The organism is Pseudomonas sp. NPDC088368 (assembly GCF_044753445.1).
GTDB lineage: Bacteria > Pseudomonadota > Gammaproteobacteria > Pseudomonadales > Pseudomonadaceae > Aquipseudomonas > Aquipseudomonas bambusae.
Window position 1 is genome coordinate 546,593 of sequence record NZ_JBIVNG010000003.1, and the last position, 22,655, is coordinate 569,247.

Annotated in this window: 20 protein-coding genes and 1 pseudogene; 3 read left to right on the forward strand and 18 right to left on the reverse strand. The window is 61.5% G+C overall.

All coding sequences use genetic code 11. The annotated features are described in order from the left end of the window. Positions 1-321: 321 nt before the first annotated feature. The 7 genes and pseudogenes from ACIQAL_RS08885 to ACIQAL_RS08915 form a co-directional block, all read right to left on the reverse strand. Entirely contained in the window at positions 322-1,386 is a 1,065-nt protein-coding gene (locus ACIQAL_RS08885) for an AI-2E family transporter (protein ID WP_166594798.1), read from the reverse strand. Positions 1,387-1,517: 131 nt separating this feature from the next. Next, the gene (locus ACIQAL_RS08890) at positions 1,518-2,339 is read right to left on the reverse strand and encodes a methyl-accepting chemotaxis protein (RefSeq protein ID WP_401144560.1); all 822 of its coding nucleotides are present in this window, start codon (positions 2,337-2,339) and stop codon (positions 1,518-1,520) included. A gap of 36 nt (positions 2,340-2,375) precedes the next feature. Continuing rightward, positions 2,376-3,197 (reverse strand): annotated as a pseudogene (locus tag ACIQAL_RS08895) (cache domain-containing protein); the annotation flags it as partial. Positions 3,198-3,300: 103 nt separating this feature from the next. Further along, positions 3,301-4,638 (reverse strand): sensor histidine kinase, encoded by a 1,338-nt coding sequence (locus ACIQAL_RS08900; protein ID WP_401144509.1) that lies wholly within the window; start codon positions 4,636-4,638, stop codon positions 3,301-3,303. Then, complete coding sequence (locus ACIQAL_RS08905) at positions 4,635-5,303, reverse strand: response regulator transcription factor (RefSeq protein ID WP_166594795.1); 669 nt, start codon at positions 5,301-5,303, stop codon at positions 4,635-4,637. Before ACIQAL_RS08905 ends, ACIQAL_RS08900 begins: the two co-directional genes overlap by 4 nt. Next, on the reverse strand, positions 5,303-5,569 hold the full coding sequence (locus ACIQAL_RS08910) for a PepSY domain-containing protein (protein ID WP_401144562.1): 267 nt from the start codon (positions 5,567-5,569) through the stop codon (positions 5,303-5,305). Before ACIQAL_RS08910 ends, ACIQAL_RS08905 begins: the two co-directional genes overlap by 1 nt. A 62-nt stretch (positions 5,570-5,631) precedes the next feature. Further along, the gene (locus tag ACIQAL_RS08915; RefSeq protein WP_341963436.1) at positions 5,632-5,940 is read right to left on the reverse strand and encodes a PepSY domain-containing protein; all 309 of its coding nucleotides are present in this window, start codon (positions 5,938-5,940) and stop codon (positions 5,632-5,634) included. A 165-nt stretch (positions 5,941-6,105) separates the two neighbouring features. On the opposite strand from ACIQAL_RS08915, the gene ACIQAL_RS08920 reads away from it, so the two are divergent. After that, positions 6,106-7,188 carry a patatin-like phospholipase family protein gene (locus ACIQAL_RS08920; protein ID WP_401144512.1) on the forward strand — a complete coding sequence of 361 codons (1,083 nt, stop codon included), beginning with the start codon at positions 6,106-6,108 and terminating at the stop codon, positions 7,186-7,188. Positions 7,189-7,308: 120 nt separating this feature from the next. Further along, positions 7,309-7,665: a 6-carboxytetrahydropterin synthase QueD gene (queD, locus tag ACIQAL_RS08925; protein WP_074755358.1), complete on the forward strand. Its 357-nt coding sequence runs from the start codon at positions 7,309-7,311 to the stop codon at positions 7,663-7,665. 86 nt (positions 7,666-7,751) lie between these two features. Here queD and ACIQAL_RS08930 read toward each other — a convergent pair whose 3' ends face one another. From ACIQAL_RS08930 to ACIQAL_RS08960, 7 genes are all read right to left on the reverse strand, one after another. After that, entirely contained in the window at positions 7,752-8,705 is a 954-nt protein-coding gene (locus tag ACIQAL_RS08930) for an omptin family outer membrane protease (protein WP_401144513.1), read from the reverse strand. A gap of 243 nt (positions 8,706-8,948) precedes the next feature. Further along, positions 8,949-11,612, reverse strand: coding sequence for an aminopeptidase N (gene pepN / locus ACIQAL_RS08935; protein WP_401144515.1), 2,664 nt, complete (start codon positions 11,610-11,612; stop codon positions 8,949-8,951). Between the two features lie 36 nt (positions 11,613-11,648). After that, entirely contained in the window at positions 11,649-12,479 is an 831-nt protein-coding gene (locus ACIQAL_RS08940) for a DUF2797 domain-containing protein (RefSeq protein ID WP_401144516.1), read from the reverse strand. Next, on the reverse strand, positions 12,476-12,736 hold the full coding sequence (locus tag ACIQAL_RS08945; RefSeq protein ID WP_093459806.1) for a YeaC family protein: 261 nt from the start codon (positions 12,734-12,736) through the stop codon (positions 12,476-12,478). Before ACIQAL_RS08945 ends, ACIQAL_RS08940 begins: the two co-directional genes overlap by 4 nt. A gap of 29 nt (positions 12,737-12,765) precedes the next feature. Next, entirely contained in the window at positions 12,766-13,638 is an 873-nt protein-coding gene (locus ACIQAL_RS08950) for a rhomboid family intramembrane serine protease (RefSeq protein ID WP_401144518.1), read from the reverse strand. A gap of 56 nt (positions 13,639-13,694) precedes the next feature. After that, entirely contained in the window at positions 13,695-14,666 is a 972-nt protein-coding gene (locus ACIQAL_RS08955; protein WP_401144520.1) for a metallophosphoesterase, read from the reverse strand. Next, positions 14,666-15,556 (reverse strand): NAD(+) kinase, encoded by an 891-nt coding sequence (locus ACIQAL_RS08960; RefSeq protein WP_120127105.1) that lies wholly within the window; start codon positions 15,554-15,556, stop codon positions 14,666-14,668. Before ACIQAL_RS08960 ends, ACIQAL_RS08955 begins: the two co-directional genes overlap by 1 nt. Positions 15,557-16,157: 601 nt before the next feature. Between ACIQAL_RS08960 and ACIQAL_RS08965 the strand changes: the two genes are divergently transcribed. Further along, complete coding sequence (locus ACIQAL_RS08965; protein WP_401144522.1) at positions 16,158-17,141, forward strand: DUF1853 family protein; 984 nt, start codon at positions 16,158-16,160, stop codon at positions 17,139-17,141. Here the strand turns inward: ACIQAL_RS08965 and ACIQAL_RS08970 are convergent. The 4 genes from ACIQAL_RS08970 to ACIQAL_RS08985 form a co-directional block, all read right to left on the reverse strand. Beyond that, positions 17,104-18,387 carry an arsenic transporter gene (locus ACIQAL_RS08970; RefSeq protein ID WP_166594785.1) on the reverse strand — a complete coding sequence of 428 codons (1,284 nt, stop codon included), beginning with the start codon at positions 18,385-18,387 and terminating at the stop codon, positions 17,104-17,106. The genes ACIQAL_RS08965 and ACIQAL_RS08970 overlap by 38 nt on opposite strands. Next, positions 18,387-19,592 carry an MFS transporter gene (locus ACIQAL_RS08975; protein WP_166594784.1) on the reverse strand — a complete coding sequence of 402 codons (1,206 nt, stop codon included), beginning with the start codon at positions 19,590-19,592 and terminating at the stop codon, positions 18,387-18,389. Before ACIQAL_RS08975 ends, ACIQAL_RS08970 begins: the two co-directional genes overlap by 1 nt. Before the next feature lie 183 nt (positions 19,593-19,775). After that, positions 19,776-21,116, reverse strand: a complete 1,341-nt coding sequence (locus tag ACIQAL_RS08980; protein WP_401144525.1) for an MFS transporter — start codon at positions 21,114-21,116, stop codon at positions 19,776-19,778. Between the two features lie 309 nt (positions 21,117-21,425). Then, positions 21,426-22,346 (reverse strand): 1-aminocyclopropane-1-carboxylate deaminase/D-cysteine desulfhydrase, encoded by a 921-nt coding sequence (locus tag ACIQAL_RS08985; protein ID WP_401144527.1) that lies wholly within the window; start codon positions 22,344-22,346, stop codon positions 21,426-21,428. Positions 22,347-22,655 lie beyond the last annotated feature (309 nt).

The window sequence follows — 22,655 nt, forward strand, 5'->3', positions numbered from 1 at the left end:
ACGCGACAGTCCAGACACCGCAGAACGCGACTTGGGTGCAGGCCGAACGCAGGCGGCGCGGAGTGGGTCGAGCGGCATGGATGCCGCGAGAGCCGCGCTGGGCCATGGATGGCCCTTCGCGGCGGGCCCACGGAGCGTCGTCGGAGTGAGGGTATTCCGACGAAGGAGGAACCCAACCAGGAGCAGGCACCCTTGGTTACTTGGGGGTGGTGCGGCAATCCGACTTTTCCAAGTAACTCGCCGGAGGCGAAATCTTCTGCCCCCCAGGCAGAACCAATATCAGCATCACCCGAGACAACGGATATACACACAAACAAAAAACTACCCCGGCAACCTCACCGTCGTCTTCGCCCCGGTAAACAACCCCCACGTCGACATGAACAACGCCGCAATCATCGGCCCAATCACAAACCCGTTCAGCCCGAACACTGCCATCCCCCCCAGCGTCGAAATCAAAATCAGGTAATCCGGCATCCGCGTGTCCTTGCCCACCAGAATCGGTCGCAGCACGTTATCCACCAATCCGATCACGAACACCCCGAACAACCCCAGCACAACGCCCTGCCAAATCATCCCGCTCAGCAGGAAATACGCCGCCACCGGCGCCCAGACGATCCCCGCCCCTACCGCCGGCAACAGCGACAGAAAAGCCATCGCCACCGCCCACAGCAACGCGCTGGGAATGTCCAGAATCCAGAAAATCAGACCGCCCAGCGCACCTTGCGTAATGGCCACCACCACATTGCCCTTCACCGTCGCGCGCACGACGCGGGTGAACTTTAATTGCAGACGACGTTTCTGGGCTTCGGCCAGCGGGACAGCGATGCGAATGCGGCGAGTGAGGTCTTGGCCGTCGCGCAGGAAGAAAAACAGCAGGTACAGCATGATGAAAAAACTCACCACGAAATCGAACGTGCCCTGTCCGAAGCTGAACGCCTGGGTCGCCAGGTATTGACTGCCCTGCATCGCCGTCTTTGAAATCTTGTCCTGCAGCCCGTTGAAATCTCCGATACCCAGACGATTGAGCCAATGCTGCATCGAGGTCGGCAGCAACGCCTTGAATTCGGCGAGGTATTTGGGGATGTCAAGCTGGCCGCTTTCGACGCTTTTGTACAGCGCAGCACCTTCCTGGACCATCAGCATGCTGATGATGATCACCGGCAAGATCGCGATCACCAGGCAGATCATCAATGTGCACAGCGAGGTGAGGTTGCGTTGCCAGCCGAAGCGCGCCACCAGTCGCCGTTGCAGGGGTGCGAAGATGATGCCCAGCACCACCGCCCAGAACACCGCACCGTAAAACGGCAGCAGGATCCAGATGAAGGCCAGCGTCACCAGGACCACCAGCAGCATCAGGGTTTTGTTTTGCAGCGAGGTCTCGTTCATGTTTCTTCCATGTCATTAAGCCCTGCTAAACGCAGGGCCTAATGATTAGTCCGTCAATCGCAACAGGAGTGCCGCCGGAGAGAGGCTGCAGGAAGGAAACGGTGGGCCATTGCGGCCCACCGTGTGGCGCATCAGATGCGGAACTGGCCCACCAGTTGGCCAAGGCGATGATTGAGGTCGGTCAGGCTGCGCGACGTGGTGGCACTGTGGCGGGTTTCGTCGGCGACGCTTTCTACCGCCACGGCAATCTGATGCACGCTGCGGTTGATTTCTTCGGCCACGGCCGTCTGCTCTTCGGCGGCGCTGGCGATCTGCGCGTTCATCGAATTGATCGTGCCGATCAGTTGGCCGATGGTGTCCAGCGACGCACCCGCTTCGTTGGCCCGGGCCGAGGTGCCATCGCCGGCCTCGCTGGAGCGGCGCATGGCGGCCACGGCGCCTTGGGTGCCTTGTTGCAGGCGGTCGATCATGCCTTGAATTTCTTGCGTGCTTTGTTGCGTGCGGCTGGCCAGGGCGCGGACTTCATCGGCCACCACCGCAAACCCGCGACCCGCTTCGCCCGCCCGTGCCGCTTCGATGGCCGCGTTCAGTGCCAGTAAGTTGGTCTGTTCGGCGATGGAACGGATCACCCCCAGCACGCCGACGATGGAGGTCACGTCGTTCTGCAGGCTGTCGAGCGACGCGCCGCTATGACGAATGTCACTCACCAGCGCATGGATCTGCTGAATGCTGCCGTCGACGACGCGCTTGGCGGTCTGGCCTTCCTGATCGGTCTGCTGCGCCGCCACCGACGCGCCTTGCGCGCTCTTGGCGACTTCCTGCGCCGCTGCCGACATCTGGTTGATCGCCGTCGCCACTTGATCGGTTTCGTGACGTTGGCGCTCCATGGCCTGTTCGGAACGCTGCGCCTGATGGGTCACTTCACCCACGAGGCCGGTCAGTTGCGAGGTCATTTCCGCGATCTGCCGCACCAGCCCGTGAATCTTGTCGACGAAGCGGTTGAACGAGCCCGCCAGATCACCCAGTTCGTCCTGCGAGGTCACCGCCAGGCGGCGGGTCAGGTCGCCCTCCCCGGCCGCGATGTCGTCCAGGTTGGCTTTCATCAAGCGCAGGGGACGCAAGATGCCGCCGGCGATCCAGACACCGAGTGCGCCGATGATCAGTAACACCACCACCGCAATGCCGATGATGCTGATCAGCATGCCCTGAATGCGCTGGGAGACAGCCTCACGGACCTCAGCGACCTTGGCGTCGATGTTGTCCAGATTGACCGACGAGCCGATGGCGATGTCCCATTTGGGAAGGTATTCGGTGTAGCCGAGCTTGGGCACCGATTCGGTCGAACCAGGGAGCGCGGAGGAGTATTCGAGGTAATGAGTGCCCGCTTTCGCGACCTCTACCAAGCCGATGTTGTAGTACACACCGTTGGCGTCGTGCACGTCCTTGAAGCTTTTCCCGATGCCGTCCGGGCTGCTGCCTTTGAACAGCCGAATCGCCTGGGAATCGTAGCCGAAGAAGTAGCCGTCTTTGGCGTACTTGACCTGAGACAACATCTTGATGACCTGCGCGCGGGCGTCCATGTCGCCCTGCGCAGAAGCGTCGTACAGCGGTTTGATGGTGCCCATGGCCACCGCAACGTGGCTTTGCAAGGTGGCCTTGGCCTCAGCGAGCAAATGCTGCCGGGTTTCTTCCACCTCACGCGTGGCCTGATCGCGCAACATCATGACCGTACTCATGCTGATGATCAGCGCGAACAGCACCACCGGAAGGACAGCGAGAGAGAGAACTTTGGCTTTCAGATTGAGCCGCATAGGTGTCGTGACCTTTTATTATTGTGGGCATCGGGCCATCCAGGCTCCTTAAGGGTTAGCGGCGCACCATGGGAAAAGTTGAGGCGCGACGACGACCAGTCGATCAATGGACGCCCGGTTGAGCCGGCTGACGCTCAGGAAGGTCGATGCGCACCTGCAACCCGCCCAGCGGACTGTCGAGCAACTGAACGTGCCCACCCCACGCCTCAACGATGTCTTTGACGATCCCCAGCCCCAATCCGTGCCCGGTCACTTGTTCATCGAGCCGGTTGCCACGGCCCAGCATCTCGACCCGCTGCTCTGGCGGAACCCCCGGCCCGTCGTCGTCAATCAGCAGACGGTATTGCCCTTGTTCGTGAGTGATGGTCAGGCACACCGCGCTGTCGGCCCATTTGCAGGCGTTGTCCAGGAGATTTCCAAGCAGTTCCAGGATGTCTTCGCGGTCCCACGGCAGGACCAGATCGGCGGCGACATGATTGTTCAGCTCCAGATGTTCGCCATGGATCATTCGCAGGGTGGAAAACAGCCCCGGCAGCTCGGCAGAGCAGTCGAATCGCACACCGGGCAGTGCATCGCCTGACAGACGTGCACGATTCAGCTCACGCTCCAGTCGTTGCTGAATCTGTTGCAGTTGATCGCGCAAGGTGGCACGCACGTGGGGCAACTGTTCCAGCTTCTGCCCCTCCGTCAGGCTCATCAGCACCGCCAGCGGTGTTTTCAAGGCATGACCGAGATTGCCCAGCGCGTTGCGAGAACGCTTGAGGCTGTCTTCGGTGTGCGTCAGCAAGTGGTTGACCTGGGCGACCAGCGGCTCAAGCTCCAGTGGCACCTCTTGATCGAGCTGGGAGCGCTGGCCCTGTTGCAGTTGGAGTATCTGCGCCCTGGCCTTGTCCAGCGGACGCAAGGCACGGCGTACGGTCACCCGTTGCAGAATCAGGATCAGCATCAGCGCGGCCAGCCCCAACCCCAGGCCAATGCGCTGCACTTGCGCGAAGCTGGCCTGCACCGGGGTGTAGTCCTGGGCGACCGTGATGGAAATCTTCTGGCCAAATTTGCGGTAATCCGATTGGAGCAACAACAGGGATTGCCTGCTTTTTTCCAGCTCGAAGTCGGCGTGCAACCCGGCTTGGTCAGGTTGTGGCAACTCCAGGTCCCACAAGGATCGGGAGCGCCAATGGCCGCCGTCGAAGTCGATGCGGAAATAGTGGCCGGAGTAGGGTCGCTGATACCCCGGTGACAGCCGCTGTTCATCGAGCTGCAGGCCATTGGGGCCACGCACGATTGCCACCAGCAGCAATTCGGCGTCGTTGCGCAGCCCCGATTCCAGATAGCGTTGCATACCGACCTCGAACAACCACAGGCTGACCTGCGCCAGCACCAGCCCAATGATCAACAGCACGCTGATCAGGCCAAGGCTGAGGGTGCGTTGTATCGACCTCACCCGCCCGTTCCGCCGAATCGATAGCCTTGGCCACGCCGGGTTTCAACGACGGCTCGCCCCAGCTTGCGGCGCAGGTGATTGACGTGCACTTCGATGACGTTGGAGTCGCGCTCGTTTTCCCCGTCGTACAAATGCTCGGCGAGGTGGCTCTTGGACAGGATCTGCTCGGGGTGCAGCATGAAATAGCGCAACAGCCGGAACTCGGCGGCGGTGAGCTGAATGTCTTCACCGTCGCGACTCACGCATTGACGGCCCTCATCCAGGTGCAGGCCCGCCGCTTCGAGTTTCGGCTGGTTCGCCAGGCCTCGGGCACGGCGCAGCAGCGCCTGGATGCGCAGCTGCAATTCTTCAGGATGAAAGGGTTTGGTGAGGTAATCATCGGCACCGGCTTTCAACCCCTCGATCCGCTCGGCCCAGGAGCCGCGAGCGGTGAGAATCAGCACGGGTGTCGCCAGGCCATCTGCGCGCCATTTCTGCAAGACGTCGAGCCCCGAAAGCCCCGGCAACCCGAGGTCCAATACGATCAGGTCGTAGGGCTCACTCATCCCTTGGTGAACGGCGTCGCGGCCATCAGCCAGCCAGTCCACCGCGTACCCCTGCCGAGTCAAACCGCTGACCAACTCGTCCGCCAGGGGCACGTTGTCTTCAACCAGTAACAGGCGCATCAATCGTCTTCCTTGTCTTCCAGCAAACGGCTGTCGCGGGCATCGAATTTGAGTTCACGAACCACGTGATCCGACGTCAGCAACTCGATCTCGTAGACCAGCACGTCGTGTTTCTCTTCCAGCTCCGCTTCCAGGAGTTTAGAACCGGGATAGCGTCCCAGTGCCTGTTCGATGAACTGCTCAAGCGGCAGGATGACACCCTTTTGCCGAAGGGCGAGGGCTTCATCCTGATCCAGATCCCGTGCCGCGCAGACCGTGCAGGCCATGACCGCACAGGCGGCGATCAGGCCGTGGGCGAACAGGACGGAAGGACGCTTACCGGCGATCATCAGGTGTCCTGATGGTCTTTGAGGATTTGGCCGTTGGTGGCGTCGAGTTCGACATCCCATTCGACACCCTTACCGTCGCGCAGCTCGACCTGATAAACGTACTTGCCATATTCCTGTTCCAGCTCGGTCTCGGTAATGGTCGCGCCAGGGTGTTTGGCCAGCGCGGCAGCGTTAAGTTTTTCGAAAGATTGAATAGTACCTGCATCTCGCAGGCGCAGCGCTTCGTCCGGGCCCAGATCTTTGGCCTGCACGTAGCCGGCAGTGAGTGCGAGAGCAGAAGCGGCGAAAAAGGCAGTGAACAATTTCATGGTGAATCTCCGTTGTGGTCGTCTTGTTGACGGAAGCAACGATAACCAACCGAACTTAATTGAAGCTGAAAGGCACGGCCACCTGCCATCACCTTTGGCACAGACCCCGCTTTTCGCAGGCTCGCCAGCCGATATACTTCGCCTCTGCTTATCTTCGGAGTGCCCATGAGCGCCATTCAGATCAAGACGCCCGCGCTGACCCTCAAGGCCGGGAAACGGGCAATGGCCCGGATTCGTGACCACGGATTGGCCCCCGCCGATGTCGGCATCATTCCGGGTGCGGCGGGCGGGCCCAAAGCGCTGGGCATTCAAGGGCTGGACCTGGCGCTGTTCGGCGAATGGCTGCCACGTTTCGAGCGGGAACGCTCGCTGATCGGCGCGTCCATCGGTGCGTGGCGGTTCGCGAGCGCCTGTCTGCCGGACCCGGTGGAAGGCCTGACGCGGCTCGGTCAGCTCTACAACGAACAAAGCTTCGCCAAGGGCGTGACCATGGCCGAGGTCACGCGCAGTTGCGTGAAGATGCTCGACGACCTGTTGCAGGGGCGCGATGCCCGTGTGCTGAGCAACCCCCACCACCGACTCAACGTGATGATTGTGAAAAGTCACGGCCTGCTCGCGCTGGATCATCGCGGCGGTCTGGGCCTCGGGCTGGGTTCGGTGATCGCCAACAACCTCATCGGACGCACGCGGTTGTCGCGGCATTTCGAACGGCTGATCCTGCACGACGCTCGCCTCGCCCCACCGCTTTCGCCCTTGACGGATTTTCCCTCCCGCTGCCTGCCCCTCGACGTGTCGAATCTGCGTCAGGCGCTGCTAGCCTCGGGTTCGATTCCGATGGTCATGCAAGGGGTGACGGACATTCCGGGCGTCGGGCCGGGTACGTTCCGCGACGGCGGTTTGCTCGACTATCACCTCGACCTGCCCTACAGCGGCAGCGACATCGTGCTGTACCCGCACTTCACCGACAAAATCATCCCCGGCTGGTTCGACAAGACCCTGCCCTGGCGACGCGGTGATCTGGGGCGCTTGCAGGATGTCGTGCTGCTGGCCCCGTCCCGCGACTACCTGGCCACCCTGCCCTTTGGCAAGCTTCCGGACCGCAGCGATTTCAAGCGTTTCGTCGGCAAAGACCCGGAACGCCAGCGCTATTGGCGAACGGCCATGGAACAGAGCCGAAGGCTGGGCGACGAGTTTATCGATCTGGTGGACAGCGGGCGTCTGGCCGGTCGGCTGGAGACGCTGATCTGACCGGGTGATTTTCAACCGGGCGGTCAGGTTCTGACGGTGCCTCGGCAAACCATTGCTGGTAAACTCGCCCCCTGCACTTTTTCGCCCAGGCGATCGCCACCTTTCAAGGCTCTCAATACCGTGGAAATCTTCAAGGAATTTACGTTCGAATCAGCTCACCGCCTTCCTCACGTCCCGGAAGGCCACAAGTGCGGCCGTCTGCACGGCCACTCGTTCCGGGTCGCGATTTACCTGCAAGGCGAACCCGATCCGCACACCGGCTGGATTCGCGACTTCTCCGAGATCAAGACGATCTTCAAACCGCTGTACGAGCGTCTGGATCACAACTACCTGAACGACATTCCCGGTCTGGAAAACCCGACCAGCGAAGTGTTGGTAAAGTGGATCTGGAATGAGCTGAAGCCGCTGCTGCCGGAACTGTCGGCCATTCGCATTCATGAAACCTGCACCAGTGGTTGCGTGTATCGCGGCGATTGATCGCTACGCCCTTTAGCCGCACGGCTTGCCAGCGGTATCGGTCTCAAGATCGCTATCGCCAGCAAGCGCGCTGATACGGGAGTGTTTTAGAACCGGTAGTTCAGCGCCAGCGTGGACAGCACCGTCCGGTTGGCTTGGGACATGGACTTGTCGCCCGTACGATACCGTTTTCCCTCATCCAGATCGTTGATCAGCGCATGGCCTTTGGCTTCTGCAAACACCTGATAATCCACACCCGCCTTGATCGACAGCTGCGGCTGGATGCGATAAGACACGCCTAACGCGAGACTCTGCATCTTTCCGCGATTATCGTTTTGACCTGTGAACGTCAGGTCACGCAGGTGGTGCTGGTCGTGCTGCCTGGCCTTGACCCACTGGCTGTATTTGAAACGACCTTCCAGCGTCCAGTTGTCATGAGTGTACAGCCCGACCAGTCCGATATATGGCGTGTCGTAGGATTGTTCATAGCTGATGCTTTTCAGCTCCGGAGGCACTTTGCCGGAGATGTCACGAAAACCATTTTCCGATGAATAGGTGAACTCTCCGCCCCTGGCTTCCCAGCCAAACTCGCTGCGTTGATAACCCAGCATCGCGCCGAACGCCATATCCTCCCGTTTGAGTGCCCAGACCGTGGCCGCGAACTCCGCCTGCCAAGCCTTTTGCACTTTGGTATCCGGATGGTCTGAATAGTGGGTCCAAGGCTCGTCCTCGCCGTCTATCCAGTCGTAGTCCTTCATATGGCCACGCCCTTTGCCCATTTGCGTCCAGCCACGGGCATCCAGCGACAGCCACTCGGAGGGGTGAAACGTCACACCCAGATGCAGTGTCGGCACCTGCTTGAGGTCCCAGTTAAGCTGGCTGAGCTTTTCGCCTTCGTAATAGGCCTTTTCTTTGGCCTGACCGTTGAGCAACCCGAGGCCCACACTCACCTCGACATCCCCCGCCTCAAACCGCTGCTCCTCAGTGACATGAGCATGGGCCAACGCCTCTTGCCCCAGCGCCACCAGCCCCAACAACGCCCACGTATTCCGTGCCTTCATCAACTCGCCCATACCTCTTTATTGGAAGAAACGCTCGCTGCCCACGCAAGGCATCAACAAGCGGCGAAAGGATGAACGTGATGGCAGGACGTTTCTGCCAGCTGCAGTCGTATCAGGGTGTGTGAAAGGTGGACGCGAGGATGGGGAAATTTCCTACAGGATTGGGCAAGCAGTGTTGCGGATACGCATAAAAAAGGGCCACCCGTATTAACGGGTAGCCCTTCGATTCAAAGCGACTGCACGTTACGCCAGGCTTTTACTCACCACTTCATACACGTCCGGCGACAGCTGTCCGGAAGCGCGAATCCGCTCCAGTTCGCCCTTCATCAGCGCCTGACGCTTGTCATCGTACTTGCGCCAGCGGGTCAGCGGGGCCAGCTGGCGCGACGCGATCTGTGGGTTGAAGCCGTTCAGCTCGATGACCAGGTCCGCCAGGAAGCGATAGCCCGAACCGTCCGCCGCGTGGAAGTTGATCAGGTTCTGCCCGGCAAACGCGCCGATCAACGCCCGCACCTTGTTCGGGTTCTTCATCGTGAAGGCCGGGTGCTGCATCAGGGCTTTCACACGCTCCAGACCGCCCGGCAACGTGCTGCCAGCCTGAACGCTGAACCACTGATCCATGACCAGCGAGTTGTCCTTGAAGTTCTCGGCGAACACCGCCAGCGCCTTGGCCTTCTCGTCTTCGAACGGCGAATTGACCAGCACGGCCAGCGCGGTCAGGCGCTCGGTCATGTTGTCGGCGCTGTCGAACTGTTCGATGGCCGCCGCCAACACCTCCGGTTTGCCGGTCAGCATCAGGTACGACAGCGCGATGTTTTGCAGCGCGCGGCGGGCGAAGTGCTCGGATTCGGCTACATACGCCGTCCGCTTGGACACCTCGCGGTTAGCCCCGTAACGCTTCCACAGCGCCTCGCTCAGGCTGTTCGCCAGTTGCTGACGGGCAAACTCACGAGCCGCGTGGATGGCATCGACGTCGGCCACTTCGCTGATTTCGGTGAGGTAGGCCTCGCCCGGCAACGACAGCATTTCTGCGACCATGGCCTGATCCAGCGACTCGTCAGCCAGCACCGTGCCCAGCGCGGTGATCAGACGTTGATCCAGCACCAGAGACTCGCCTTTCTGGTGTTGAGCGACCAGCTCCTGCAACACCTGAACCGACAACTGCTGACCGGCATCCCAACGATTGAAGCCGTCGCTGTCGTGCTGCATCAGGAACATCAGTTGGTCACGGTTGTATGGGAAACTGAGTTTGACCGGCGCCGAGAAGCCGCGCAGCAGCGACGGCAGCGGCTGCTCGTTGATGTCGACGAAGGTGAAGGTCTGTTCGGCTTCGGTCACGGCGATCACGCGGGACGTGCCGGTGGCCGAGGATTCGCCCTGCAAGCGCAGCGGAATTTCCTGACCTTGCTTGTCGAGCAGGCCCAGGGAAACCGGGATCACGAACGGCTTCTTCTCTTCGCCTGGCTGACCGGGGGTGGTCGGCGCGCTCTGGCGGAAGGTCAAGCTGTAGGTTTTGGCTGCGGCGTCGTAGGACTCGGTCACCGCTAGGCGTGGGGTGCCCGCTTGCGAGTACCAACGCTTGAACTGGGTCAGGTCGATGCCGTTGGCGTCTTCCATGGCTTTGACGAAGTCGTCGCAGGTCACGGCCTGGCCGTCATGGCGTTCGAAGTACAGGTCGCTGCCCTTGCGGAAGCCGTCGGCGCCCAGCAGGGTGTGGATCATGCCGACCACTTCCGAGCCCTTTTCGTACACGGTCAGGGTGTAGAAGTTGGAAATCTCGATGAAGCTGTCCGGGCGCACGGCGTGGGCCATGGGGCCGGCGTCTTCGGCGAACTGGTGGGTGCGCAGATAGGCGACGTCCTGGATGCGCTTGACCGTGGCCGAGTTCATGTCGGCAGAGAAGCCGGAATCGCGGAACACGGTGAAACCTTCCTTGAGCGACAGCTGGAACCAGTCGCGGCAGGTCACGCGGTTGCCCGACCAGTTGTGGAAGTATTCGTGGGCGACGATGGCCTCGACCCGCTGGTGCGCGGCGTCGGTCGCGGTTTCGGCGCGGGCCAGCACGGCGCTGGAGTTGAAGATGTTCAGGCCCTTGTTTTCCATGGCGCCCATGTTGAAGTCGTTGACGGCCACGATCATGAAGATGTCCAGATCGTATTCCCGGCCATAGACTTCTTCGTCCCAGCGCATGGATTTCTTTAGGCTGTCCATGGCGTGCTGGCACTTGTCGATATTTTCCGGCTCGACGTAAATGCGCAGCTTGACCTCGCGCTCGGTCATGGTGATGAAGGTGTCTTCGATGCACCACAGGTCACCGGCCACCAGCGCGAACAGGTAGGCCGGCTTCTTGAACGGGTCCTCCCAGGTGATCCAGTGACGGCCGTCTTCGGAAGGACCGGCTTCAATGGGGTTGCCGTTGGACAGCAGGATCGGGAAGCCCTGTTTGTCGGCGATCACGGTCGTGGTGAAGCTGCTCATCACGTCCGGGCGGTCGAGGTAATAGGTGATCTTGCGGAACCCTTCGGCCTCGCACTGGGTGCAGAACATGCCGCTGGATTTGTACAGGCCTTCCAGCGCGGTGTTGGTTTCCGGGTGGATCTTCACGCTGGTGTCGAGGGTGAAGGTCTCGGATTTCGGGTGGACGGTCAGGTTGTCCGGGGTCAGTTTGTAGTCACCCGATGCCAGGTCCACGTCGGCCAGCTTGACCGACAGCAGTTCCAGCAACTGGCCGTCCAGAACCAACGGAGGCAAGCCTGCGCCCCTTTCCGGATTGCGGCGCATGACCAATTGCGCGTGCACCAGCGTGTGGTCGTCGAACAATTCGAAGGTCAGGTGGGTCTCGTCAATGAGGTACTCAGGCGCCTGATAATCCTTCAGGTAAATCATTTTCGGCTGTTCGGTGCGCATGATGCTGTCCTTGTTCTTTGAGCTGAAAATACGGGACTAGTGGTACACGGCGAGCTGATAGGCCGTGTACTTGCGGATGTTGATCACGCCGGTGTCGAAGATCAGGTATTGACCCTTGATGCCCAACAACGTGCCCTCGGCAATGGGGTCCTTGTCCAGATTGAAGCTGACGATCTTGGTCGGGTAGGCCTCGACCGGGTAACGGATCTCGATCGGCTCGACATCGTTCAGCAGCTGGATGGCTTGCAGGCCGAAACGCGCTTGCAGCGCAGTGAGCCCTTCGGCGCAGGATTCGAACAATTGCTGACGGATGACCGCCAGGTCAACCGATGGCGCATCGCCTTTAAGTAATGCGCGCCAGTTCGTACGGTCGGCCACCTGACTGCGGAACAGGTCTTCGACGAAGCCCGATTGCTGACGGGTCGCCACGCGCACGATCGGCAATGCCTGACTGGCGCCCTGATCGAGCCAGCGGGTCGGCAGCTGCGTGGCGCGGGTAATGCCGACTTTCACGCCCGACGAGTTGGCCAGATAGACCACGTGATCGGTCATGCAGAATTGCTCGCCCCACGACGGATCGCGGCAGGTGCCGTGTTCGTGGTGGCACTTTTCCGGGCTCATGATGCACACGTCGCACTGCGCCAGCTTCTGCATGCAGGGGTAGCAATAGCCCTGGCTGAAACTGGTCTTGGTGCGACGGCCGCAATGGCTGCAATGGATGGCGCCCAGGTATTCCAGGCGCACGGTCTTGCCGATCAGCGGATTGACCGGGATTTCCGAGTCACCCAGACGAAACGCGTATTCCACCTGCGTGGCATCGAGCCGCGCGGACATTTTGTTGACGGAACCTCGACCCATTTCGATCAATGGATGGCATCCGACTTGAAGAGAATGTTCGGCACCGGCGCCGATTTGGACGCGCACTCCTGCGGGCCCATGTAGCCGATGCGTTGATCTTCGGGCACGTTGCGCACTTCCCAGGCGATCAACGCCTGCAGCGACAGTTCACGTTGTTCCTGCGTCAGCTTGCGGCCATCGGACCACTTGCCGATTTCCACGGCCAGTTTCAGGCTCTCGTAGATGTCCGGGGTGATGTTTTCGATCATTTCGACAAAAGAGGACATTGGGTTCTCCCAGAATTAAGCGGGCAATTTTAAGGGGTACGGCGCGCCAATGCACCGCCCACCAGACCTGTTGCACAACCGATGATCAGTCCGCCGACGTGCGCCCCGTTGGCAATTTCGCCAAACCCCAGGAGGCTGATCAGCCCGGACATACACAGCACCAACCACGCCAGCATCATCACCAATACGCCGCGAGGCAGGCGATAAATGGGGTTGGGTGCAAGCAATTGAAAGATCCAGCAGTGACCGAGCAGCCCGTAAAGCACCCCGGACAGCCCGCCGAACAGGCTCGGACCGCTCCAGAAATACTGGCCGTAGTTGGAAAACGCGCTGAACGCGAGGGTCAACCCCAGCAAATGCCAGCTGCCCTGACGCATCTCGATGCGGCGCCCCAGCTCCCAGAACCAGAGGGCGTTCATCACCAGGTGCAGGATGCCGAAGTGGATCAGCATCGGCGACACGACCCGCCACCACTGCCCCGCCGCCAGCGTGACGCTGACCGGGGTGAACATCACGTAATCGCCGCTGACGCGGAAATCGTTGAAGGTCAGCCAGCTCAGCGCTTCATAGTTGTCGCCCAGCAGCGTCACACCCGCGACGATCAGGCACAGCAGCAGAAAGACGCTGGTCACCGGGCTGCTGCGCACTTGCACCAAAGGGCTTGGGCGAGTCTGCGCCACGACTTCACGGCCCGGCGGCAGTTGCGCCGTGGGGTCGCCTTCCGGGTATTGCTGATAGAGCTGGCGCACGTCGTCGGCCAGTTGCGGCGCGTCAGGCACCCACAGCACTTGCTGGCCCGCCTCTTCGCTGACCCGGTGCGGCACGTTGAGGCGCCGCAGCAGTTCGACGAAGCCGCTCAGATCAGTGTTCAACGGCAGACGCAAAACGGCGACCGGATTCATGGGGTACGGCTCATTGCGAAAGGCTCATTGATGGGGTACGGCTCATTGCGAAAGGCTCATTGGGAGGTTTCTGGTCGCTTCACATCGACCCACACGAACTTGTTCGGGTCGATTCGGGTTTCCTGGTCCAGTCGATACGCCACCAGCTTGCCATACAGCACCGCGCTGTAATCCAGACACGCGAGGTTCGGGCGGATCGGCGCAGGGACGCCGCTGCGCCAGTAGTGACCGACGAACAGCAGCGGCTCATCGACACCATAGCGCAGCAGGGCGCTTTTCTCGGTGTCGGACAGTGGGCGTTTGGCCACGGGCTCTGGCAACGCATCCGGCTGGAACACCACGTCGCCGTAGGTCTGCGGGTTGTCTTCCCAGAACTTGGTGCGGAACGAGGCGCGGGTCAGGCCGTCGCCGCCGGTGAGCGTCATGCCGTGGGGCAAGCGCATGTCGGTGCCGCGCAGCAGGCGGTCGAACACCGCGCTGGCGAAGCTGCCGGGCACAGCGGACGCCTGAACGAACGCCTGATCCACCCGGCCATCGCCATGGGCGCTGCGCAAGGGCTCGATCAGGTTGGCGTCCCAACAGGCGTGCACCAGCCGGAAGCGTTCGGCATCGATGAACAACGGCAGCTCGTAGAACCACTTGAGAAAGTCGTTCCAGTCGCCAGGATGCCCTTCGAATTGCGCCAGGGTTTCGCCCAACAAACGGGCATGGCGTGGCGTGTGTTCGCGCACGAACTGCTTGCCACTGTCCGGCGGCGCAGGCGTGGACCAACCCAAAGCGTTGAATTCATGGTTGCCCATGATGCAGAACGCCTGGCCGGCCACGACCATGTCATGAACGATGTGCAGCGCCTCGCGAATGCGCGGGCCGCGGTCGATGATGTCGCCGAGGAACAGGGCGATGCGTTCAGGGTGGCGCCAGACGCCCGCCTGAAACCGGTAACCGAGGGTGTCGAGCAAGTGCTCAAGGGTCTGGGCACAACCATGCACGTCACCGATCAGATCGTAGCTACGCGCGGGATCGAGCATCAATCGCCCCCGCCGCCAAGCCGACTGCCCCAACCGAGTTTGGTCCGGCAGACTTCGTAATAGTTGTGGTCGAGTGGGTGAATCAGGCGCAGTTTCTGCGGTTTCTTTTTCACGGTCACGGTGTCACCCGGCGCGCAGGTGAAGTGGTTTTGTCCATCGCAGGAGACCTGTGGATAAATCGTCATGTCCTTTGAGACAACGATTTTCAGCTCACTGTTGCCATCGACGACAATTGGCCGTCCGGACAAGGTATGCGGGTACATCGGCACGATGACGATGGCGTCCAGCTTGGGGTGCATGATCGGGCCGCCCGCTGACAGCGCGTAGGCGGTGGAACCGGTCGGCGTGGCGACAATCAGGCCGTCGGCCTTCTGGCTGCAGACGAACTGGCCGTCGATGTAGATTTCGAATTCGATCATCCGCGTGGACTTGCCGGGGTGCAGCACCACATCGTTAAGCGCGTCGCCCTGGCCGATGGCTTCGCCGTGGCGGCGGACTTCGGCTTGCAGCAGGAAGCGGTTTTCTACCAGATAGTGGCCGTCGAGCACCTCGGCGACCTTCACTTCCAGCTCGTCAGGGCGGATGTCGGTCAGAAAGCCCAGGCTGCCGCGGTTGATCCCCAGCACCGGCACGTTGTGCTTGGCCAGCGCCCGGGCCGCGCCCAACAGGCTGCCATCGCCACCGACGACAATGACCATGTCGCAAACCTCGCCTAGCATCTTGCGCGACGACGTTTGCATCCCGTGCCCCGGCAGGACCTCGGCGATGGCGTCTTCGAGAATCACATGCAGATGCCGCGACACCAGGAATTTCTTGAGCCGGCGAACGGTCTCCAGCACCTGGGAACTGCCCAGGCGACCGATGATGCCGATATTACGAAATTGCTCCATGGGGCTCCCGCAGGGTTCAGGCACAGAAAGAACGCGATTATGGGCGAAGGGGTCGGGGGCGGCAAATGGGGCCGCGTCCATAATGCCCTGACGACGAAGGACATGTGTCGCCTGCACCGGCGTATCGCGAATGAATTCGCTCCTACAGGGGTGCAGTGGCGCCCCGTAGCCCGGGCTTGGCGCAGATTCAACTGTGGGAGCGAATTCATTCGCGAAAAATGGGTCCGGCAACGGAGATGTGTCGGCTGTACCGACCTATCGCGAATAAATTCGCTCCCACAGGGGTTCAGTGGTGCCCCGTATTCCGGGCTTGGCGCAGTCTCAACTGTGGGAGCGAATTTATTCGCGAAAAATGGGTCCGGCAACGGAGATGTGTCGGCTGTACCGACCTATCGCGAATGAATTCGCTCCCACAGGGGGTCAGTGGTGCCCCGTAGCTCGGGCTTGGCGCAGATTCAACTGTGGGAGCGAATTCATTCGCGAAAAATGGATCAGGCGATGGAGAGGCGTCGGCTGCACCGACCTATCGCGAATAAATTCGCTCCCACAGGGGGTCGGTAACGCCGCGCATTCAGAGCGTACGCCCTGCTATCCTCAGCCGATGACCCCCTTCCCGACCCTCACCGCCCTGCCCCGCCAACTGCGCACGCCTCAGGTGCGGGATCTGGCGTGGGCGATTCTGTCGCCGCCCATGCTGGCGGTCACCGAGTGGCCGCAGCGTCATCCCTTGAGCGGCAGTGACTGGGTGCAACATCCCCGGGCGCTGGAGGCTTTCTTGCGGCAGCTCGATCAGGACAGCGGCGCACTCGTGGAATGGCTGTCGCGCAGTTCGGTCCGTCGCTTGGGGCTGTATTACGAACGCCTGTGGCATTTCGCGATTCACCATGCACCGGGCGTGGACATGGTGGCGGCCAACCTGCCGATCCGCGTCGGGAGCCACACGCTGGGCGAGCTGGACATGCTGGTGAAAGACCGGGACGGCGTTCATCACGTTGAATTGGCGATCAAGTTCTACCTCGGCGAGCAGGACGCCGATGGTCGTGATCCGGCGAATTGGCTGGGGCCAGGCTCCCACGATCGATTGGGCCTGAAACTCGCGCACCTCAATCAGCACCAATTGCCCATGTCGCAACGCGAAGAAAGTCGCGAGGCGTTGTCGGCGCTGGGGATCGAATCGTTCAATGCAGCGCTGTGGCTGGGCGGCTATCTGTTCTATCCGTGGCCCAACCCAAGTGCCTCTCCGCGAGGGGTGCACGCTGAGCATTTGCGCGGAACATGGGTGCATCACAAGGACTGGGCCGCCTTCACTGCGCGTCACCCCGAAGGCCGCTGGCAACCGTTGCCGCGCCACGCGTGGCTGGGGCCGGCGCGGTACGACGAGGTCTGGAGCATGGATGAATTACAAGCCTGGCGAGAACAGCTCGATCCCTTGGCCCAGGCGCATCTGCTGGTGCGCCTGACTGAGCACCCGGACGGCCATTGGGAAGAGGCCGAGCGGGTATTTCTGGTCTCAGACCGGTGGCCGCACGCCCCGGAAGACGACGAGGTCAGACACTCAGCCGCAACACCAGCGCCGCCAGTGTGATCAGCAGCACCGGCAACGTCAGCACGATGCCGACGCGGAAGTAATAGCCCCAACCGATGCTGACACCTTTCTGCGCCAGCACATGAAGCCACAGCAACGTCGCGAGGCTGCCGATGGGCGTGATCTTCGGCCCCAGATCGCTGCCGATGACGTTGGCGTAGATCATCGCTTCCTGCAACGGGCCGTGTGCGTGGCTCGCGTCGATGGACAGCAGGCCGATCAGCACCGTGGGCAGGTTGTTCATCACCGACGACAGCAGCGCCGTCAGCACACCGGTGCCCATTGCCGCGCCCCACAGGCCGTGTTCGGCAAAGCGGTCCAGCCAGCCCGCAAGGTAAGTCGTCATGCCTTCGTTGCGCAGGCCGTACACCACGAGGTACATGCCCAGCGAGAAAATCACGATCTGCCACGGCGCTTCTTTCAGCACCTTGCCGGTGGAAATCTGATGCCCCTTGGCCGCGATGCCCCACAAAATCGCGGCGCACACCGCCGAAATCGCACTGATGGGAATGCCCAATGGCTCAAGCGCAAAGCACCCCACCAGCAGAATCCCCAACACCCACCAACCGGCAATGAACGTCGGCCGGTCGTGGATAGCTGATGAAGGCTCGGCAAGCTGCGAAGCGTCGAAGGTCTGCGGGATGTCCTTGCGGAAAAACAGCATCAGGATCGCCAGCGTGGCCGCGACGCTTACCAGGTTGACCGGGACCATCACCGAGGCGTAGCGATTGAAGCCGATGCCGAAATAGTCGGCGGACACGATGTTCACCAGGTTCGACACCACCAGCGGCAGGCTCGCGGTGTCGGCGATGAAGCCCGCCGCCATGACGAACGCCAGCGTGGTCGCCGGGGAAAACCGCAGCGCCAGCAGCATCGACATGACGATGGGCGTGAGAATCAGGGCTGCGCCGTCGTTGGCGAACAGCGCCGACACGAGCGCGCCGAGCAGGACGATGAACGCGAACAGACGACGCCCTCGGCCCTTGCCCCAACGCGCCACGTGCAATGCGGCCCAGTTGAAGAACCCGGCTTCATCGAGCAACAGGCTGATGATGATCAGCGCGATGAAGGTGCCAGTGGCGTTCCAGATGATGTGCCAGACCTGTGGAATGTCCGACAGGTGCACGACGCCGAACAGCAACGCCAGCACAGCGCCGAACGTCGCACTCCAGCCGACGCCCAGCCCCTTGGGTTGCCAGATCACCAGGGTGATGGTGACCAGAAAGATCAGGACCGCTATCAGCATCAGCGTTTCGTTCTCGGAAGCAGGATCGCCAGGATGCCCAGAAGCGGGAGGAAGGAACACAGCGTGTAGACATACACGATGCCGTGAAGGTCCGCGAGGTGGCCTAATAATGCGGCGCCGATGCCGCCGAAGCCGAACATCAGGCCGAAGAAGATCCCGGCGATCATGCCGACATTGCCCGGCACCAGCTCTTGCGCGTAAACGACGATGGCCGAGAACGCCGAGGCCAGGATGAAGCCGATGATCACACTGAGGACGCTGGTCCAGAACAGGTCAGCGTACGGCAGAGCAATGGTGAACGGCGCCACGCCAAGGATCGAGAACCAGATCACCGCCTTGCGGCCGATTTTGTCGCCAATCGGTCCACCGAAGAAGGTGCCCGCCGCAACGGCTGCGAGGAACATGAACAGGTGCAACTGCGAGCTGGCGACCGTCAGCTGGAATTTCTCGATCAGGAAGAAGGTGAAGTAGCTGGTGAAGCTGGCCATGTAGAAATACTTGGAGAACACCAGCATCGCCAGCACCACCAGCGCGCTGGTCACCCGGCCTTTGGACAGGCCGTGGGTCGCAGCGTGGCCGGCCTTAAGCTTGAACAGCGCAAGGTGCTGTTTATACCAGCGGCTGATGACGTACAGCAGACCCACCGAAAACAGCGCGATCAACGCGAAATAGGCGATGTGGCCCTGGCCAAACGGGATGATGATCGCCGCCGCCAGCAAGGGTCCGATGGCCGAACCGCTGTTGCCGCCCACCTGGAAGGTCGACTGCGCCAGGCCGAAGCGCCCACCGGACGCGAGTCGGGCGATGCGTGAGGCTTCGGGGTGAAACGTCGAGGAACCGATGCCGATCAGACCCGCCGCCAACAGAATCAGCGGAAAGCTGCCCACCGTCGCGAGCATCAGCACCCCGGCCAAAATACACAGCGACCCTACCGGCAAGACCAGCGGATTGGGGTGGCGGTCCGTGAAATAACCGACCCAGGGTTGCAGCAGCGAGGCGGTGACCTGGAATGTCAGGGTGATAAGGCCGACCTGGGTGAAGCTCAGGCCATACGAGGCTTTGAGCATCGGGTAGATCGACGGCAGGATCGACTGAATCAGGTCGTTGAGCAGGTGCGCCAGTGCCACTGCGCCAATGATGCGCAGGACCAGCGGGCTGGATTGGGGGATCGCGGAAGTCGCGGTCGAAGGGCTGGTGACGGCCATCGGGTTCATCCATCGAACGGGTGATGTGCCGCACGCAATTGATTACAAGGAATGTCAGCGGCACTGAGGGCCGTCAATGTGCCATTTTTTGGGGCGGTGTTGCCATGTTTTGTTGCGGGATTTGCGGGGAGTGCACACCGCCGCTGCAGCAGCCGGACTTGCCGGGCTGCCACAGGGTCAGGGTCAGGCGATGGACTGCCTGGCGCCCCGTCGTTCCAGCGACCCGTCCACGTCATGCAGCGAGACCTTGGAGGTTTCCGGCAACGCCAGCCCGCCGATCAGTCCCAGTGCCGCAACCACGATCAGGTAAAACGCCGGTGACAGGTTGCTGCCCGTCAGGCCAATCAGCCAGGTCGCCATCAGCGGCGCGGTGCCGCCGAAAATGGTGTAGGCAATGTTGTAGGTGATCGCCGAGGCCGTGTAACGCGTGCGCGTGGGAAAGGTCTCGGACAGCAGCGCCGCCGTGACCACGTTGCACAGCACCGCGCCGGTCGCCAGCAGCATCACGCCGATGATGGAGCCTGCGAACGAACCGGAACTGGCCATCAGGAACGACGGATACACCACCACCGCCAGCAGGACACAGGCCGTGATCACGGTCGCGCGACGCCCGACCTTGTCGGAAAACGCCCCGGCCACCGGGCACAACAACGAGGCAAACAGCAGCGCGATCAACGACACCAGCAATGCGGTGGCGCGGCTTAGACCTCCGGCCACTTGCAGGTAGGTCGCGAAGTACGTGGTGAACATATAGAAGGACAGCGCGGTCAGCGAGATGAACGCGCCCAGGGCAAGGATCGCGCCGCCGTGGTTGCGCAGGGTTTCCTTGAGCGGCGAATGGGCCACGGCGTGTTCTTCGGTGACGGCCTGGAATGCCGGGGTTTCGTCCAGTTTCCAGCGCAGGTACAGGCCGACCAGCCCGAGGGGCGCAGCGACCAGGAACGGCAAGCGCCAGCCCCAGCTGCTCATGGCGTCCGCCGACAGCGAGGCTTCCAGTGCGTAGGCGAAAATCGCTGCGCAGGCGAAAGCCGCAAAGGTCGAGACCGGCACGAAGCTGCCGTACCACGCCCGCTTGCCCCGGGGCGCGTGTTCCATCAGGTAGGCGCAGGCCCCCGCGTATTCACCCCCGGCGGAAAAGCCTTGAGCGCAGCGGATGATGGTCAGAAGGATCGGCGCGATCACGCCGATGGCGGCATAGGTGGGGAGCAGTCCAATGATCGTGGTCGCCCCGGCCATCAACAGAATGGTGAAGGCCAGGGTGCGTTTGCGGCCGATCTTGTCGCCGAGCATGCCGAAAAACACACCGCCCAAGGGACGGAAGGCGAAGGCCACGGCGAACACGGCAAAGGTCTTGAGCAGCGCCGCGCTGGCGTCGCCGCTGGGGAAAAATTGCTGAGCGATGGTCGTGGCCAAAAAGCCGTAGACCGCAAAGTCGAACCATTCGACAAAATTGCCGATGCCGGCCGCTACGATGACTTTTCTCAGGGTGGCAGGGTCAACCTGCTCGATGGCTGGAGTGGTCATGAAAACCTCGGCGCGCGTAGGAAAGATCCGATTATCGGTACAGCGCCTGAGCCGCCTTACTCCAGAAGTGTCGTCGACGTACTCAGGACCGACCTGTCATGGGGTCTGATCCGCAGGATTCGTGCCAGTGGCATGGGTTAAGGGGATTTACCCCAAATTGAACGGCCCGACGCGAACTCTCTGTAAGAACGAATTCATTCTGGGCGGCAATCCGACGAAAAATGGACCAGGCGACGGAGGGACGTCGTCTGAACCCGCGCCTCGCGAATGAATTCGCTCCCACAGTGGAAGGATGTGTCGGTGCCGGGGTCAGTACCCGGCGCGGAGTGCGTCGGAAGACCGCTTGCCTTGCAAACCGCCCGTGTGCACAAAGATCAGCCGCGTGCCTTGCGCGAACCGACCCGCTTCAACCGCCTGCTGCAACGCCAACAGCGCCTTGCCGGTGTACAGCGGTTCCAAGGGCACACCGCTTTGCGATTCACTCGTCGCGATAAAGCCCAGCAACACCTCATCGACCTTGGCGAATCCTCCGCGACTGGCGTCGAGCAATTTATAGCCTCCATCAGCACCGAGAATGGCCACGACGTTCTCGGCAACCCCATGCGCCTCGGGCACCGCCATCGCCCCGAACACCTTGCGCACCCCATCTTCGGCCAGCACCAACCCGGCCAGCGTGGTGCCGGTTCCACACGCCAGCCACCAGCCGTCATAGTCGTCCCAGCCGATGTCGGCGATTTGATCACGGGCCTGGCGCACGATCTCGGCACAGCCCAGCGCGCCCTCGCGCCCACCGCCGCCTTCAGGAATCGGATACAGCTGCGGATAACGCTCATGCCACGGCGTCCAAAAATCCGCTTCGTGTCGGGCACGATAGCCTGCGTAGCCGAGCCAGTGGAGTTCCATCCCAAAAGATTGAAGGTCCAGCACCGTGGGCGTTTCCACCGGATGCCCCCGCAACAGACCGACCGTGGAAAAGCCAAAACGCCTGCCCGCCGCTGCCAGTGCGTGCAGGTGATTGGAATGCGCGCCGCCCAGACTGATCACCCCTTCGGCCCCTGTCTTTTTTGCAGCGGCGAGGTGGTGAGAGAGCTTGAACCATTTGTTGCCGCTGATCAGCGGGTCGATTAGGTCCAGACGCAGGATCGCGACGCTGACGCCGGATGCGGCGAGCCAGGGCAGGTTGAGGGGTTGGAGGGGGGATTGGGGGAGTGATGCCGAAATGGAAATCATGGGCGCGATCTGCGAACGGTGCCCGAGTTTAGCACCGTCATTTTTGATTCGGATGGATGGCCAGGATCAAAAATTCGGATCGCGCATGAACCCGCTTCTGCCGAAGGCGTGGGAGCTGGCTTGCCTGCGATCTGCCGGACACCGGCAGTAAATCCTGTGCATGGAGTGTGTCTGGCACGGCCGAGTCGTCAGGGTTTGCTGTTGCTTCGCAACAGATCGCAGGCAAGCCAGCTTGTATGGTAAGACTCGAAGGGGTGGGTGGGACCAAAAGCCAGCTTCTGACTGTTAGCAGCAGTACAGACCGTGGGA